The organism is Actinomyces sp. oral taxon 897 (assembly GCF_002999235.1).
Lineage (GTDB): Bacteria > Actinomycetota > Actinomycetes > Actinomycetales > Actinomycetaceae > Actinomyces.
This window is the reverse complement of sequence record NZ_CP027236.1, coordinates 2248016-2263092: the sequence shown is the minus strand read 5'-3', so window position 1 is coordinate 2263092 and position 15077 is coordinate 2248016. Positions and strand designations below refer to the sequence as shown.

Genomic DNA, 15077 nt, shown 5'->3' with positions numbered 1-15077 from the left:
ACCTCCGAACGACCGGTCACCGTGACAGGTCATCTCTGAAAGGAAACCACCATGAGTAACTCCGTCTCCTCCTCCGTTGCCAGGATCGCTATCGACCTCGGTGAGCTCGACGTCGAGACCTTCGAGGTCAAGGACTGTGTCGACTACTCGGACATGGTCTTTGGGTCAACCTGCTCGTCCTCCTCCTCCTCCTCGTGCTCCTCGACCTGTACCTCCACCTGCACCTCGACCTGCACCTCGACCTCCTCCTGCGCGACCGCGTGACGCGCACCAGGAGAACCCGGCGCTGAGCAGCGGCGGTCCTGGTCACGTCACCCGACATGACCAGGACCGCCGGGACGCGGCCGGGGCTCAGGAACATTCTGTACCTGGTAGTTAGGAACATCAATGACTCCCTCTGCTGCACCAGCTGCTGCTCTCCCGCAGACGCAGCGCCCGTGGGACCTGGTGGGTTCTGCTGAGCCATCGTCCACGACGTGCGCCTTCCGCTCACGCCGGACGGTCCTCGTGTGGCCGTCCTGGGCCAGCGATATCCCAGGTGCCTACGCCGAGCTCAGGGCACGCTGGTGCTCCACCCGATCCCCGATCCTGCAGAGCCAGTGCAGCGCCGGGAAGCCCGTTCACGGACACGACGAGCTGGTTCCTCACAGGCCCTGGTTCCTGAAGGTGCTCACCGCCTTGGCGGACTCTCTGTCTCCCGCACCGGTCCGCATAGGTGGTGGAGTAAGGATCCCGGTCTGGGAGTACGATACCGTGACTGCGCATCTGCGTCAGGGGGATCTTCTTGTCGGTGAGGGCAGGACTACCGCGTACCACGCACATGACTCGGATCCGCTGCGCCGTGTGGACGCGGACTCCCTTGAGCTGCGCGAGCAGTGTCTTGTCAACCCGGTCTGCGGGGCCGTGGGTCTTGGTGTCGAACAGCGTCTTGACTGGGAGACAACCGCTCCGGTCGCAGGACAGACTCCTCTGTGGGACGGCAGGCGGATCCGTCCACTGACCTGGAGCGGTCAGGAGCCCACCTTCGAACGGAGCCGACGTGCCGCCCTCCTGGAGGCTCTTGAGAGGCTCGCTGGCGCCCGCCAGCGCACTGGTCAGGTCGTGATCAGTGCCGAGGAGGATCTCACTCGCGAGCACCGTGTTCCGGATAACTTCGGCGCCTATGGGTCCGGAGGCTATGTCGAGGGTATTGTCCCCTTCAGTCCCGACATGCCTCACGAGTGGGTCGTTGCGAACTCTCTCAAAGATGGCCGAGAGGTCCTTGTACCCAGGGATCTCGCCTTCTTTGCGCAGCCGCTCTTGACGCCGCGCTGGTCCTTTGTGTGCACCTCGGGCCTGGCTACAGGATCCTCAGTCGAGGAGGCCTGTCTCTTCGGTCTGCTTGAGCTCGTTGAGCGCGACGCATTTATTAACTGCTGGGTGGCGCGCGTGGGAGGACGGCGGATTGACCCCCGAAGCGTTCCCGGAACGCGCACGGTCCTCAGTCGTGCGGCCCTCCTGGGGCATCGTGTCGACGTCCTGGCCATCCCCTCAGACACAGGTGTGCCGGTTATTGCCGCTGTTGCGCGGGGGAGCCGCGCGGCCGCCTTCGGGGCCGCGGCGCACCCGGATCCGGAGCGTGCCGTTATCAGCGCCCTGAGTGAGGCCTGGACATATCTTCCCGAACGCGAGGAGCGCACTGTCCGTGAGCGCCAGCGCTGTCTGGACATGCTCAGGGATCCCACGCTCGTCACAGGCATTGACGACCATCCCCTACAGTGTATTTTCCCTGAGGCGAAGCCCCTGGTCCAGGACTATGTCGGGGACGGTCCGGTCCTTCCTCTCAAGGAGGTCTTCCCTGAGGCCCCGCTTGCCGGACTGGGCGCTCTTGGCCTGCTTAACGAGCTTGTCTCACGGCTGGGAAGGATCGGTGTCGATCCCCTGGTGGTTCGGGCCACGACCCCCCTGGAGGGGGTGCTCGGACTGGAGACCTGCTCCGTCCTCACGCCAGGCCTGTCCCCCCTTGATTTTGGATGGCATCGCCAACGTGTCCTGCAGATGCGTCGCCCCTCTGAGTTCTGCCGAAACCTCGGGATGCCGGAGCCAGCCACCCTGCGCCGTCACCCCCACCCCTTTTCCTAGTAAGGAGCAAGCTATGACCACATCCTCGTCCTCAGTGCCAGCTCGTGTCACGCGCCCCGGCGCCCGACCAGCCGACGTCCTCAGCCTCAGCGCCCTCGTCATGGTGGCACCAGGCGCAGTGTTCCTACCACACGTCGGACTGGCAGTACTCGTTCTCGTTGCCTGCCTTGTCATGAGGCTGAGGACGCTCCCTGAACCGACAGCACCTTCCAGGCACCCTGGCAGGCCTGTAGCCGAGGCCGGGCTCCGCTGGGCCGGGACCACCTCAGCCCTTGAGGGCGTGGCTCCGGCCCTGGGAGCGCCTATGCTGCTCATTGACAGCCTGCGCCCCTGGTGGTTCCTTCTCCTTCTTGGCGTGGTCTCCCTCCACCTCACCGGTTTCCTGGTCTGGTGGTTCCGCTGGGTCGACGTCGCTGCGGTACCACTTGCCTGGGGGGCGGTCGTGGTATGCGCTGCTGGCCTGGTCTCAGCCTCGTGGAGAACGGGGTGGGCAGTCAGCGGCTGGGTTATGGGGACCGCGGTCCTGATCTACCTCGCCGCACTTACTGTAGGGAGTCAGAGCGTGTTGTGTGAATCCATCAAAGGACGCTAGTGGAGTTATTGCAGATAATCTGCACCAGCTCGTGGGCTCACAAAGGAACTATCTTGAACGCAAGATGAAATTTAACGGTTGCGGCAACGGAATATCCAGGTACAGCGCAAAATGTAGAGCGGGTCGATTGTCTCAACGAAACTGTCGTCTAGAGTGCTGACGTCGCCGTGGAGAGGGGTATAGCTGATGCTGTCGTCGTCTACGGGTGATGCCGAGGCAGGAGGCGTGGTGGCGCCCATACAGAAAAGGGAGAGCGCTAGGAGGATGACAGCGAGGGGACGGGGGCGGGCCATTATGAGCTCCATTGGTCGGGGGTGAATCGGATACCCTTATCCTGGCGCGAGTCCGCGCCCTCGTCATCCTGCGTGGAGGCGAATCTGACTCCTACCTTAGTCGGAGCGGCACGGGCCGGTCGTCCCTCAAGTGGCAGAAGGTGACTTCTTCGCGGCGAGTGGCAGCGAGAGCGTGAGCAGCCACTGACGCCCTACAATGGCGCAGTCGAACGTGCCCTCCAGGGCGTGTGCCCGCTCGCCCAGGCCGAGGAGCCCTGCGCGGTCGGTGAGCTCGTGGTCGTGGGGGCTGTGGCGGTCCGCAATGCGGCACATGGCAAGGAGGTCGGCACGTGAGCGTCCCACATCAAGAACGAGCTGGCTCCGGGTGTCCGTCGCGGCACAGGTCCTCAGGCAGGTGACAGCCTCGTCAATAGCGAGCACAAGCGTTGCGGCAACAGTAGCGGGCAGCTCTGTGAGGCGGCCGTTATGGGTCGTGGTGACGCGCAGGCCCGCGCGCCTGAGGGTAGAGCGGGCAGAGCTGAACGCGGCACCGAGATCGGTAGCTGGTGCGGTATCGGGTTGTGCAGGCGCGTCCTCGCGTAGGACGCGCAGCATGGCCCGCAGCTCCGTGACGGAGCTGCGACTGGTCTCGGCAATCTCCTCCAGGAGGGCGGCCACCTCCGGCTGCTCTGCACTTGCGGAGAGCGCACCCTGAGCACGCAGGTACACGCGGGTATTAGCTCGGGCTAGGGTGTCGTGGAGCTCACGGGCGATAAGGGAGCGCTGGGTCCGCAGTGCCTCTGCGTGGGCAGTCTGCACCATAAGGGTGCGCCGATGAGAGGACTGCAAGATCATGCCCAGAACTATTGCTACGATAAGAAGAATTATGGTAGGCAACCAGTCTGGACCTGCGGGATTATCGCTATTGAGAAGATGAAGTGTGATCTCGCTAAGGCAGCCTGCTATAATGACCGCAACACACCTGAGGCGTGATCGTGCCAGGAACAGCGCCACGGAAAGAGTACCGGCGATAACGGGTGCTGTGAACTCGTCGGTCATGGATCCCAGGAGCACGCCCAGGGCGAGTCCTATTGCCCCAGTGCGTGGGAGGCGGTCGAGGATCAGGACCAGGAACGCTGCTGGCAGTGCGGTGAGCGACCACCAGCTTGGCCCGTTCTGGACTATTGAGGGAATGGGACTGAGCAGGACGGTGGCGGTTAGTGCCCACTGGAGCCAGCGCCAAGGTGTCTCAGTAGGCGGGCCGAGTCTCATGACCGAGCAGTGGCAAGTCCCTGGTGGTACGCCTCGACAACGACCTCGAGACGGCTTGAGACGTGCATCTTGCGCATAATCGAGGCGATATGGGTCTTGACGGTTGTCTCCGCTATCATGAGGCGGGTCGCGATCTGCTGGTTGGACATGGCCTCACACAGCAGGAGGAGCACCTCCTGCTCGCGCTCAGACAGATCCAGGTCCGCGGCTGACGCTATCCTGGGGAACTGACCGTGGACGTAGCGGTCCAGGACGCGGCCAGCCGGTCCGGGGGAGAGGACCTTTCCACCTGAGTGGACGGTACGGACCGCGGCGACGACCTCGGAGGGCGGTGTCGTCTTGAGGAGGAAGCCGTAGGCTCCCGCGGCGATACCGGTGTCAAGGTAGGTGTCGTCATCAAAGCTGGTGAGAATAAGGGACCGGGTGCCTGAGGACGTCTGCTCGAGCCTCCGGGTGGCGGCGATGCCGTCGAGTACGGGCATGTGGGCGTCCATGAGCACGACGTCGACCATGTGCTCATGGACGAGGTCAACGGCCTCTGCGCCGTCCGCGGCGACGGCGACGACCTCAATGTCATCCTCCTCGTCAAACATTGACTTAATGGCCGCCCGCGCAATGGGGTCGTCATCGGCGATGATAATGCGAATAGTAGAGGCGTCAGAGGCGGTGGTCATTACTTGGCTCCGTTTTCTAGGGGAAGGGAGAGGGAGAGGGTCCACCGGTGGTTGGTGGGCGTGCAGCGCAGTGACCCGCCCAGGGCCTGGGCGCGCTCCTTAAGGCCAGCGAGCCCGTAGCCGCTCGTCAGTGCGGGCGGTGCGGGACGACGGTGCTCGGCTACAGAGTTGACGGCGAGCATAATAACGCGCTCGGCGGAGACCTCGATCTGGATAATGCACGGGGAGTCATGAGCAGCATACTTTGTCATATTGGCAACGGCCTCGTTCACGGCGTGGACGATTACTGTAGCAGATGCCTGGGGTAGTGCGGCGAGATCACCGTCGTGGGAGATGCTAGCACGCAGCCCTGAGTGGGTCAAGGTCGTTTGAGCGGAGTCCAGGGTCGTGAGAAGGTCGTTGGCAGGGAGGGCGTCCCAGCTGGTCGACGCCTCCTGCTGGCGCAGGACGCGGAGCATGGCGCGCAGGTCGCCCTGGGAGTCGCGGGTAGTGGCGGCAATGTCCTCCAGGGCCTCGACGACGGCAGGACTGCGTGGTCCCAGTGCGAGCGCCTTGACGGTGGCCTCGGAGACGAGCTCGTTAGCACGGGTGAGAATGCTCTGCAGCTCCTGGGCAATAAGGAGCCGCTGGGCGCGCAGGGCCTCGTCGCGGGCCGTCTCTGCTGCGAGCAGTCCGCGGTTTGAGGCACGAATTACCAGACCGGCCCCAACCGACGTGCCCAGGAGAATAGTGTAGAAAGCGAATATCCTTTCGTCAGTAGGTTCGCCGCGGAGGGATGCCGTGGCGTCTCCTCCGATGAAGCACAGAAAAAGTGTCAATGCCTGCCACTTGTGATCATCGGCAATAAGAAGAGGGAGGGTAAGGAGGCAGCTGACAAATGCCGTCGACACAGCGCCGATTGCCAGCAGCGGCAGGAGGGGCAGGCCTACAAGGGCTACAGCCGCCCAGGGGTGGCGTCGTACGAGCAGGACGCTGGCCGCGCTGGGCAGGGAGCTGAGTGTGAGAGGATCTGCCCCGGTGAGGGCCAGGTCCGTGCAGGCGAGCGCGGCCAGGAGCAAGGCGATCACGCGGCGGGCCGTGCAGGCGCGTGCCGCGCGGCGGGCCAGGCGGCCTGGGGCGGGCAGGTGCGCTAACGCCCCTGATGACGCAGGGATTGCTAAGGTCACCTCAGGTAGTCTAGTACGGCTCGGCGATGCGTGTCCGATTTGACGCGGATCACAGAAGTATGGCGCCAAACACAGATACGGTGAAATATATATGCTTAACTATCTTTGATGGTTTTTGACTCCTTCAAAGTGTTTGCAGTATGAGCTCTGTACACCCTCCCCTCCTCCGAAAGTTGGAGTGCGAACTGGCACCTTGCAGGATCCGCTGACGGCGTCGTCCCTGGATCCTTGAGGTTGTTGGTAGACACTGCGAGCGGCCCCGTGCGGCTGCCCAACCAGGAGACTGAACTATGACCACCCTTCTCAAGACCCCGGGCGCCAGCCAGGGGACAACGCAGAGGGCCCCTGACCAGGAGGTCGGGCCCGCTCACCGCCCGGATCCGGACGGGCCCCCCGTCATCGTGCGCGACGTCCGCCGTTCCTACGGGGACCGTGAGGTGCTGCACGGGGTGGACCTGGTGGTGGAGCGTGGATCCTTCCACGGGGTCATCGGCTCCAACGGCGCCGGCAAGACCACGCTCATGGAGATTGTCCACGGGGCCCGCAGACCCAGCTCCGGTACGGTTGAGCTGCTCGGTCGCCCGCCTCTCCCGCGCGACCCGGCCCTGCTCGCCCGCCTGGGTATCCAGCCCCAGGCCACGGCCTTCTTCTCCCGCGCCACCGTGCGCGAGCACCTGGGCACGATGGCCGCGCTCTTCGGCGCCTCCCAGGCCCGGGCCGACGAGCTCATTGAGATCATGGGCCTGGAGCGGGTGCGCAACTCCAGGGTCACCAAGGTCTCCGGCGGTGAGCGCCAGCGCCTGGCCGTCGCCTCGGCGATCGTCCACCACCCCGAGGTGCTCTTCCTGGACGAGCCGACGGCGGCCCTGGATCCCACCTCCCGCCATGATCTCGTGGAGCAGCTGCGCAAGGTGCGCGAGGAGGGCACGACGGTCATCTACACGACGCACTACCTGGAGGAGGCCGAGCGCCTGTGCGACGTCGTCTCCGTGCTCGACGCCGGCCACATTGTCACCACCGCCACCCCGGCTGCCCTCATCGCCGACTGCAAGGCCAGCTCCTCCGTGCTGCTGCCCGGCGGCGCGCAGTGGCTTGACACGATCACTGGGCTGGAGGGTGTTCTGGACGCCCAGGTCACGCCCGACGGCGTCGTCGTGCACGTGCAGGACGTGGGCGATGGGTTCGCCGTCCTCGCGGCCGCGGGCGTACCGACAGCGGGAGCCCAGGTCCGCGGGGTCAGCCTCGAGGATGCTTTTGTGCAGCTCACCGGAAAGGAAATCCAGCGATGATCCCCTCCAAGGCACTGACCGCCTCCCTGGCGCGTACGACGTTGCGCGACCCCTCCACCCTCTTCTTCTCCTACGTCTTCCCCTCTGCCCTGCTCGTCATCCTGGCGCAGACAATGGGCTCCTACCCGGGTGTCCGCGGGCACTCGGTCGTGGACTCCATCGGCCCTAACGTCGTAGGCATCGGCGTCACCTTCGTCGGGCTCTTCGCGGGTGGAATGAACATTGCCGAGTGGCGTGAGAACAAGATGCTCGGCGTCCTGCGCTGCGTGCCCCTGAGCGTGTCCCGGATCCTTATGAGCGCCTTTACTGTGGCACTGGTGTCCGCGTTCGTCCAGGCTGTCCTGATCATTGTCGTCGGGATTATGCCCTGGGTCGGGATGTCCTTGTCACCGTGGGCCTTGCTCGCAGTTGTGCCGGTATTCCTGGGGGCCCTGGTGTTCTACCTTATCGGTATTCTCGTCGGACTCGTGGTCCCCAGTCTCCAGGCCGTGCCGCTCGTCATTATGCTCATTGTCTTCCCCATGTGCTTCGCCTCGGGCGCCATGATGCCCCTGGAGATGCTGCCGAGCTGGGTGGAGACACTCTCGCACTTCCTGCCCATGACCTACGTCCTGAACGGCCTGCGCTGGCCGCTGACCGGTGTCGTCGACCTGAGTGACGCGCTTGTCGGCTGGGGCGTCCTGGCCGTCAGCGGCGTCGTGCTCTTTGCCGCCAGTGTCCGTCTGATGCGCTGGAGGTAGTCCCTGGAGCGACACCCTGGGTGTTCCTTGGCCCAGGGCTCCGGAAGGCGTGGCCCGCCCAGTACCCGCTGGGCGGGCCACAGCGTTATTGCGGTGGTAAGGACGCCGCGCAGCCGCCCGGCCGGGGCTCCTGGGACATTCGCAGGAGCAGGCCGTGACGGCTGCGACGGCTGCGGGGGCGCCGGCCCGGCAAGGCCAGCGCGCGAGTGCTCAGGCCCCCAGCGCGGCGGAGACGACCTCCTTGGCCTCCTCCTGGACCTGGGCCAGGTGCTTAGCCCCCTTGAAGGACTCGGCGTAGATCTTGTAGACGTCCTCGGTGCCCGAGGGGCGGGCCGCGAACCAGGCGTCCTTGGTGGTGACCTTAAGGCCGCCGATGGGCGCGTCGTTGCCCGGCGCCCGCACCAGGCGGTCGACGATCGGCTCCCCGGCCAGCTCGGTGGCGGTCACGTCCTCGGGGGACAGGGCCGCGAGCCGGGCCTTCTGGGCCTTGGTGGCGGGCGCGTCGATGCGGGCGTAGGCGCTGGCGCCGAAGCGGGCCACCTGCTCCTCGTGCAGCTGCGAGGGGGTCTTGCCGGTCACCGCGATGATCTCGCTGGCCAGCAGCGCCAGGATGAGGCCGTCCTTGTCCGTGGTCCACACGGTGCCGTCCTTGCGCAGGAAGGACGCCCCCGCGCTCTCCTCGCCGCCGAAGCCCACCGAGCCGTCGATGAGGCCGGGCACGAAGTGCTTGAAGCCCACGGGCACCTCAATGAGCTTGCGCCCCATGGCCGCCACCACCCGGTCGATGAGGGAGGAGGACACCAGGGTCTTGCCCACCGCGCAGCCCTCGGGCCAGCCGGGACGGTGGGTGAACAGGTACTCGATGGCCACGGCCAGGAAGTGGTTGGGGTTCATCAGCCCGCCGTCGGGGGTGACGATGCCGTGGCGGTCGGAGTCGGCGTCGTTACCGGTGGCGACGTCGTAGGGGGTCTTGCCGGCGGCGTCGGGCTTCATCTTGGCCCGCAGGGAGGCCATGGCGTTGGGGGAGGAGCAGTCCATGCGGATCTTGCCGTCCCAGTCCAGGGTCATGAAGTGCCAGGCCGGGTCCACCTCGGGGTTGACCACGGTGAGGTTGAGCCCGTAGCGCTCACCGATGGCCCCCCAGTAGTCCACGGAGGCGCCGCCCAGCGGGTCCGCGCCGATGCGCACGCCCGCCTCGCGGATGGCGTCCATGTCGACGACGTTCTCCAGGTCGGCGACGTAGGTCTCCAGGAAGTCGTGCTTGGTGACGTAGGGGCCGTCCAGGGCCTCGGCGATGGGCACGCGCGGCACCTCGCGCCAGCCACCGGCCAGCAGCTCGTTGGCGCGGTCCGCGATCCACCCGGTGGCGTCCGAGCCGGCGGGGCCGCCGTGCGGCGGGTTGTACTTGAAGCCGCCGTCGCGCGGCGGGTTGTGGGAGGGGGTGATGACGATGCCGTCGGCCAGGCCCGGGCCGGTGGTGCGCACGCCGGCCTCGGTACCGGCGCCGTTGGCCCGCAGGATGGAGTGCGAGACGGCCGGGGTGGGCGTGTAGGAGCCGCGGGCGTCGATGGCGGTCATGACCTTGGCGGCCGAGAGCACCTCGATGGCGGTGCGCCAGGCGGGCTCGGACAGGCCGTGGGTGTCACGGCCGATGTAGAGGGTGCCGTCGGTGCCCTGGGAGCGTCGGTACTCCACGATCGCGGCGGTGATCGCCACGATGTGGGCCTCGTTGAAGGCGGTGTCCAAGGAGGCGCCGCGGTGGCCGGAGGTGCCGAAGACCACCTTCTGAGCGGGGACCGCGGGGTCGGGGACGAGGTCGTAGTAGGCGGAGATGACCTCATCGATGTTGACGAGGTCTTCGGGCTGTGCTGGCTGTCCTGCTCGTGGATGCATGGGCCCTAGTGTGTCACGAGCCACTCGCGATTGTCCCGGGGTTCCCGCTCAGCGGACGGATATGTTCCGGAGCGCGCATTGACGACGGCGCCCGGGCCTGTTCCGCGGTGCGCTCCGCCGTTGCCCGCCGCCCGTCCGGCCCCGCCCGCCGATCCTCCGCCGTCGGCGCCTCAGAAGAATGGGGCGACGACCTCGCCGATCTCGCCGAGGAAGCCGAGGAACTTGCCGAGGCAATCGAGGGTGTTGAAGATGCTGGACACGAGACTGTCGCGGTTCGAAATCCACAGCTCGGCCCGGGTCGCCCGGCCCGATGTCATCACGAGGGACCCGCGCATGGCGTGGGGGACGCCCTCGTACAGGCGGAAGCGGGCCCCGTCGTCGACGCCGACCCGGCCCTCGCCCAGCAGGTGCAGGCGGACGATGGGCCGGTCCGGGCGCGCCACGAGGGCCTGGGCGGCCCGGGGCGGGAGCCACTCCGGCAGGAGGAGGCGCATGTCGGCGGCGTACTCGGCCCCGTCCCGCCCGATCGGCGCGACGAGGACGTCGACGTGCTGGTTGCCCATGCCAGCGTGGGTGTCCACGCACAGGCGGTCCCAGTCCACGGCGCCGCGCCGGCGGTCGGCCTCGGAGACGGTCACCCGGCGCAGGGAGCCAGTGGCGGGGCCGAATTCCGTCGGCCGGAGCTCCTTATCCTGGTGTTGTCGTATCAGATCCGTACCATGGCGCATGATGCTCGGCAGCCGGCGCCCGTGGATGTGGATGAGCTCGTCGGCATCGAGGACCCCTCCCGGCGCAACGGTGGTATCGAAGCCCTCGCGCTCCAGGATGCGCCTCCTGCGCCAGCCGAAGGATAGGCCCGTGCGCAGCAGGGACGCCCCGAGGACTTTCGTCCCCAGGCTGCGCGAATGCGGCTGTGCTGCCAGGGCCGTGGCCAGCCGGCGCTGGAAGAGCGTGCCCTCGAAGCCCTGCCCGGATCGGATCCCGCCGGGCAGAGCGGAGCGCGCCGCGTCGGCGGCCCGGGCGGCCTGCCCCGCCGCCTGACTGGCGGTCTGGCCCGTCGCCCGGCCCCAGGCGCCCGCCTGCCCCGTCGGCTGGTTCCAGGCGCCCGCCTGCCCCGTCGGCTGGTTCCAGGCGCCCGCCTGCCCCGTCGGCTGGTTCCAGGCGCCCGCCTGCCCCGTCGCCCGACCGGCGACCTGCGCGTGACGAAGGCGCTCGGCGCCCTGACGTGCTCGCTCATCCATGATCATCGTCTCCGTTCGGTCGACGGGCTGGCGGTGCGGGGCCGGCGATAGGCTGGATGGAACCGATCCTATCCGCTCCGGCGCACCGCGCACACCGTGAGGAGTCCCCATTGTCCGCCGTCCGTCCGGCCCGGCCCCGGGTGCGGCGGGGCTTCTGGGGCGGTCCGGGGCGGGGTCGTGGTCCGGGACGGGGAGCCCTTGGGCCCGGCCCCGCCCTCCGATCCTCCGCCGTCGGCGATTCAGAGCGCGCTCAGTTCGATGAGATCGCCGAGGACCTCGCCGAGGAAATCGATGACGTCGGGTCCGATGTTCTTGCGGTCCGAGATCCACAGCTCGGCCCGTGTCGCCCGGCCCGACGTCATCACGAGGGACCCGCGCATGGCGTGGGGGACGCCCTCGTACAGGCGGAAGCGGGCCCCGTCGTCGACGCCGACCCAGCCCTCGCCCAGCAGGTGCAGGCGGACGATGGGCCGGTCCGGGCGCGCCACGAGGGCCTGGGCGGCCCGGGGCGGGAGCCACGCCGGCAGGAGGAGGCGCATGTCGGCGGCGTACTCGGCCCCGTCCCGCCCGATCGGCGCGACGAGGACGTCGATGTGCTGGTCGTCGTCGGCCCTGTCGGAGCTGGTGTCCACGCACAGGCGGTCCCAGTCCACGGCGCCGCGCCGGCGGTCGGCCTCGGGGACGGTCACCCGGCTCAGGGAGCCGGTGGTGGAGCCGCCGTCCATCGGCCGGAGCTCCTTGTCCTGCCGTCGTCGCGTCAGAAAACCCAGATTCGTACTGCGCATGATGCTCGGCAGCCGGCGCCCGTGGACGTGGATGAGCTCGTCGGCATCGAGGACCCCTCCCGGCGCAACGGTGGTGTCGAAGCCCTCACGCTCCAGGGTGCGCTTCCTGCGCCAGCCGAGGGACAGGCCCGTGCGCAGCAGGGACGACGCCCCGAGGATGTTCGTCCCCAGACTGCGCGCATGCGGCCGGGTCGCCAGGGCCGTGGCCAGCCGGCGCTGGAAGAGCGTGCCCTCGAACTCCTGCCCGGATCGGATCCCGCCCGGCAGAGCGGAGCGCGCCGCGTCGGCGGCCCGGGCGGCCTGCCCCACCACCTGCCCCGCCACCTGACTGGCCGCCTGCCCCGCCTGCTCCGCCGCCCGGCCCCAGGCGCCCGCCTGCTCCGCCGCCCGACCGGCGGCCTGGGAGAGCGCTCCGCCGGTGCGGGCCGCCGCGCGACGGAGGCGCTCGGCGCCCTGACGTGCTCGCTCATCCATGATCGTCGTCTCCGTTCGGTTGACGGGCCGGCGGTGCGGGGCCGGCGATAGGCTGGATGGAACCGATCCTATCCGCTCCGGCGCACCGCGCACACCGTGAGGAGTCCCCATTGCCCGCCGCCCGCCCGACCGCATCGTTCACCGCCGTCTCCACGCCCGACGCCCCGGCCGCCGTCGGCCCCTACTCCCAGGCAGTGGCTACTGGTGAGACTGCTGGCAGTCTCGTCTTTGTCTCCGGCCAGGTGCCCCTCGACCCGGCTACCGGCGCCCTGGTACTCGGGGACGTCCAGGCGCAGGCTGAGCAGGTACTGCGCAATATCGGCGCCATCCTCGGGGCTGCGGGCCTGGGGTATGACGACGTCGTCAAGACCACTGTTCTTCTGGCTGATATTAACGACTTCGCTCCTGTCAACGAGGTCTACGCGCGTTTCTTCACCGGTGAGATCCTGCCCGCCCGCGCCGCCTTCGGCGTCGCCGCCCTACCGCTGGGGGCCAGGGTGGAGATCGAGGCAGTGGCCGTGCGCCGCTGAGGGCGGTGGGCCGCCGGGGGCGGTTGGTCCACCGTGCGCAGCACCGTGGGCCTACCGCCCTCCCGCCCGGATCCCGGACCCGTCGTCGGCAGCAGTGTCGGAGCAGCCGCATCCCGCTGCAGACGTAATGCCCCGTCCCATCTCTTATTCAAGAGTCCTCATGGATCAGCCACTTATTGTGAGGCTCGGCGGTATCCGGGCTGTATCTGCCCTCGCCGTGGAGCTCCTCATTATTCTGGGATTTATCCTAATGCTGCCCGTCACCCTCATTGTGGAGGCCATGATCGCAGCCCATCCCACGGTGGAGATCCACGACGAGGCACATGTGCTCCAGGTGGACTCCCTGTCCCAGAGCATTGAACGCCTCACCTTCTCCAAGGACGTGCACGTCGCTGTGCTCACGTTGCCCGGAAAGGACGTGAAGAACCTCAACGACGAGGTCCTCGAGTACGCCCGCGCCAGCAACAGCACTGACGTCCCGTGGATCTCACCAAAGAACCCGCGCTACTGGGCAAACGGCCTGGTCATACTGGCCGTCGCCCCACAGGCGCGGTTTGTGGGATGCTACTTCGGGGAGGACGTCAAGGTCAGTCTGCAGGAGCAGGCGGAGATCCAGAACGTCGCCAAGAACGCGCTGCGTTCCCAGGATTGGGACAAAGGTATTACGCTCATGGCCCAGGAGTCCGCGCAGCGTCTGGGGAGCGGCCGTCAGATCGGCTACGCCATGGGGGCGGCTGTAATGAGCGTCCTGGGACTCGTGTGGCTGGCATTCCTCCTGCACCGCGGCCGTCGGAACCGAAAGCTCGACGCCCGTGCCCGCCGCTCCTACAGCGAGGTCACCCACGACTACGACGCCACTGAGCTCATGGCCCGCACGCTACCCCCCGAGGAGCCTCATAGCGCCCAGGTCCTGGCTCGCTACAACTGGTTCCTCAGGGAGTACGAGAAGGTGACACGTGATTTCACCGAGCTCGGCGAGCCCCGGGGCGCCCAGTGGTACAGCGACAGGGTCGGTCGCCTGACCGCCAAACTGGCCAGGCGCTCGGCCGTCCTGGACACCCTCGACGACGTCATAGCCAACGCCTCCGCGCTCCTGACCATGTCCTCGAGGTGGGAGGAGGCCTGGCGAACCGAGACCGGCCCGGTCCGGGAGGACCTGGCGTCCCTGCTGACCCTGACCGACAGGGTCGCCGAGGCCGGTGCCCTCGATGTCACACCGGTGCGGGCCTGGGTGCGTGAGCAGTCCCGGTGGCTCGCCCAGATAACCATTGACCTGAGGGAGCGGACCATGTCCCCCTCCCAGGCCCTCAGGGAGCTCGACCGGATGTCCGACCGGATCCGGGCCACCGCGGAGCGGCTTGTGAAGGACGCCCTGGACGCGGACACCTCCCGGTACGCCGAGGCCCGTCGCAGGCGGTACCAGGACCGCCGGTCCTTCGTGAGGCAGAGGCCCTACAACGGCAACTGGTCCCTGGCCGGGATCCAGGGATCCTACGACCCGTGTTCCACTATCCGTCTCAACCCGTCCTCGCCGGGACAGCAGGCGGTTGACTCGGCCAGCCTGGGATCGGTCTTTAGCACAGCACCCCTGTCAGATCTTATTGTGGGCTACTCCAACGCCGCGAACTACACCCCCGCCTCCAGCTCCGGTAGCTCCTTTGACGGCTCGGGAAGCTCAAGCTCCTTCAGCTCGGGGTCGAGCTTCTCCGGCTCAGGCTCCTCCTCCAGCTTCTGAGCTGGCGTACTCCCGGTAGACGCCCTCACCCTGGGGCCGGGATCGGGGGTGTGCGCGGCTTCGCACCCGGTTTTGTCGCAATCTGAGGATCAGAGCCGACCCCACCTCGCTCCCGACTTTGTGCACCCAATGTCTGCGCAGGTCATGGGCTTGAGCCTCGGCGCGGTCAGGAGTGCCCACCGTTCTGATCCTCAGATTGCGACACGCGTAAGGATCCGGGCCCGCAGACGAGCGGTAAACCCCTCGGAAAACCGGGTAAATGCCCGGACCTGCGCCAGGAGACACCTCAGGCA

Annotated in this window: 12 protein-coding genes; 6 read left to right on the top strand and 6 right to left on the bottom strand. The window is 67.4% G+C overall.

The genetic code is table 11. The features are described 5' to 3' along the window. Positions 1–51: 51 nt before the first annotated feature. Both C3V41_RS09065 and C3V41_RS09060 read left to right on the top strand, forming a co-directional pair. A complete protein-coding gene (locus C3V41_RS09065; RefSeq protein WP_106109993.1) occupies positions 52–264 on the top strand; it encodes a thiazolylpeptide-type bacteriocin in 213 nt (70 codons plus the stop codon). A gap of 579 nt (positions 265–843) precedes the next feature. Further along, a complete protein-coding gene (locus C3V41_RS09060; protein WP_165271623.1) occupies positions 844–2121 on the top strand; it encodes a YcaO-like family protein in 1278 nt (425 codons plus the stop codon). 1011 nt (positions 2122–3132) lie between these two features. On the opposite strand, the gene C3V41_RS13160 is transcribed toward C3V41_RS09060, so the two are convergent. From C3V41_RS13160 to C3V41_RS09035, 3 genes are all read right to left on the bottom strand, one after another. Then, positions 3133–3807, bottom strand: a complete 675-nt coding sequence (locus C3V41_RS13160) for a sensor histidine kinase (protein ID WP_165271622.1) — start codon at positions 3805–3807, stop codon at positions 3133–3135. A 446-nt stretch (positions 3808–4253) separates the two neighbouring features. After that, a complete protein-coding gene (locus C3V41_RS09040; RefSeq protein WP_106109988.1) occupies positions 4254–4931 on the bottom strand; it encodes a response regulator transcription factor in 678 nt (225 codons plus the stop codon). Continuing rightward, positions 4931–5998 (bottom strand): sensor histidine kinase, encoded by a 1068-nt coding sequence (locus C3V41_RS09035; protein ID WP_106109987.1) that lies wholly within the window; start codon positions 5996–5998, stop codon positions 4931–4933. The genes C3V41_RS09040 and C3V41_RS09035 overlap by 1 nt, the downstream gene beginning before the upstream one ends. Before the next feature lie 389 nt (positions 5999–6387). On the opposite strand from C3V41_RS09035, the gene C3V41_RS09030 reads away from it, so the two are divergent. Next, the gene (locus tag C3V41_RS09030; RefSeq protein ID WP_106109986.1) at positions 6388–7386 is read left to right on the top strand and encodes an ABC transporter ATP-binding protein; all 999 of its coding nucleotides are present in this window, start codon (positions 6388–6390) and stop codon (positions 7384–7386) included. Next, entirely contained in the window at positions 7383–8126 is a 744-nt protein-coding gene (locus tag C3V41_RS09025; RefSeq protein ID WP_106109985.1) for an ABC transporter permease, read from the top strand. Before C3V41_RS09030 ends, C3V41_RS09025 begins: the two co-directional genes overlap by 4 nt. Positions 8127–8336: 210 nt before the next feature. Here C3V41_RS09025 and pgm read toward each other — a convergent pair whose 3' ends face one another. The 3 genes from pgm to C3V41_RS09010 form a co-directional block, all read right to left on the bottom strand. Beyond that, positions 8337–10019, bottom strand: coding sequence for a phosphoglucomutase (alpha-D-glucose-1,6-bisphosphate-dependent) (gene pgm / locus C3V41_RS09020; protein ID WP_106109984.1), 1683 nt, complete (start codon positions 10017–10019; stop codon positions 8337–8339). Between the two features lie 170 nt (positions 10020–10189). After that, entirely contained in the window at positions 10190–11260 is a 1071-nt protein-coding gene (locus C3V41_RS13155) for a hypothetical protein (RefSeq protein WP_165271621.1), read from the bottom strand. Between the two features lie 239 nt (positions 11261–11499). Beyond that, positions 11500–12519 carry a hypothetical protein gene (locus tag C3V41_RS09010; RefSeq protein ID WP_246741944.1) on the bottom strand — a complete coding sequence of 340 codons (1020 nt, stop codon included), beginning with the start codon at positions 12517–12519 and terminating at the stop codon, positions 11500–11502. Positions 12520–12629: 110 nt separating this feature from the next. On the opposite strand from C3V41_RS09010, the gene C3V41_RS09005 reads away from it, so the two are divergent. Together C3V41_RS09005 and C3V41_RS09000 are read left to right on the top strand one after the other, a co-directional pair. Next, the gene (locus tag C3V41_RS09005; protein WP_246741943.1) at positions 12630–13049 is read left to right on the top strand and encodes a RidA family protein; all 420 of its coding nucleotides are present in this window, start codon (positions 12630–12632) and stop codon (positions 13047–13049) included. Positions 13050–13209: 160 nt separating this feature from the next. Next, the gene (locus C3V41_RS09000; protein ID WP_106109982.1) at positions 13210–14784 is read left to right on the top strand and encodes a DUF5129 domain-containing protein; all 1575 of its coding nucleotides are present in this window, start codon (positions 13210–13212) and stop codon (positions 14782–14784) included. The last annotated feature ends 293 nt before the right edge of the window (positions 14785–15077 follow it).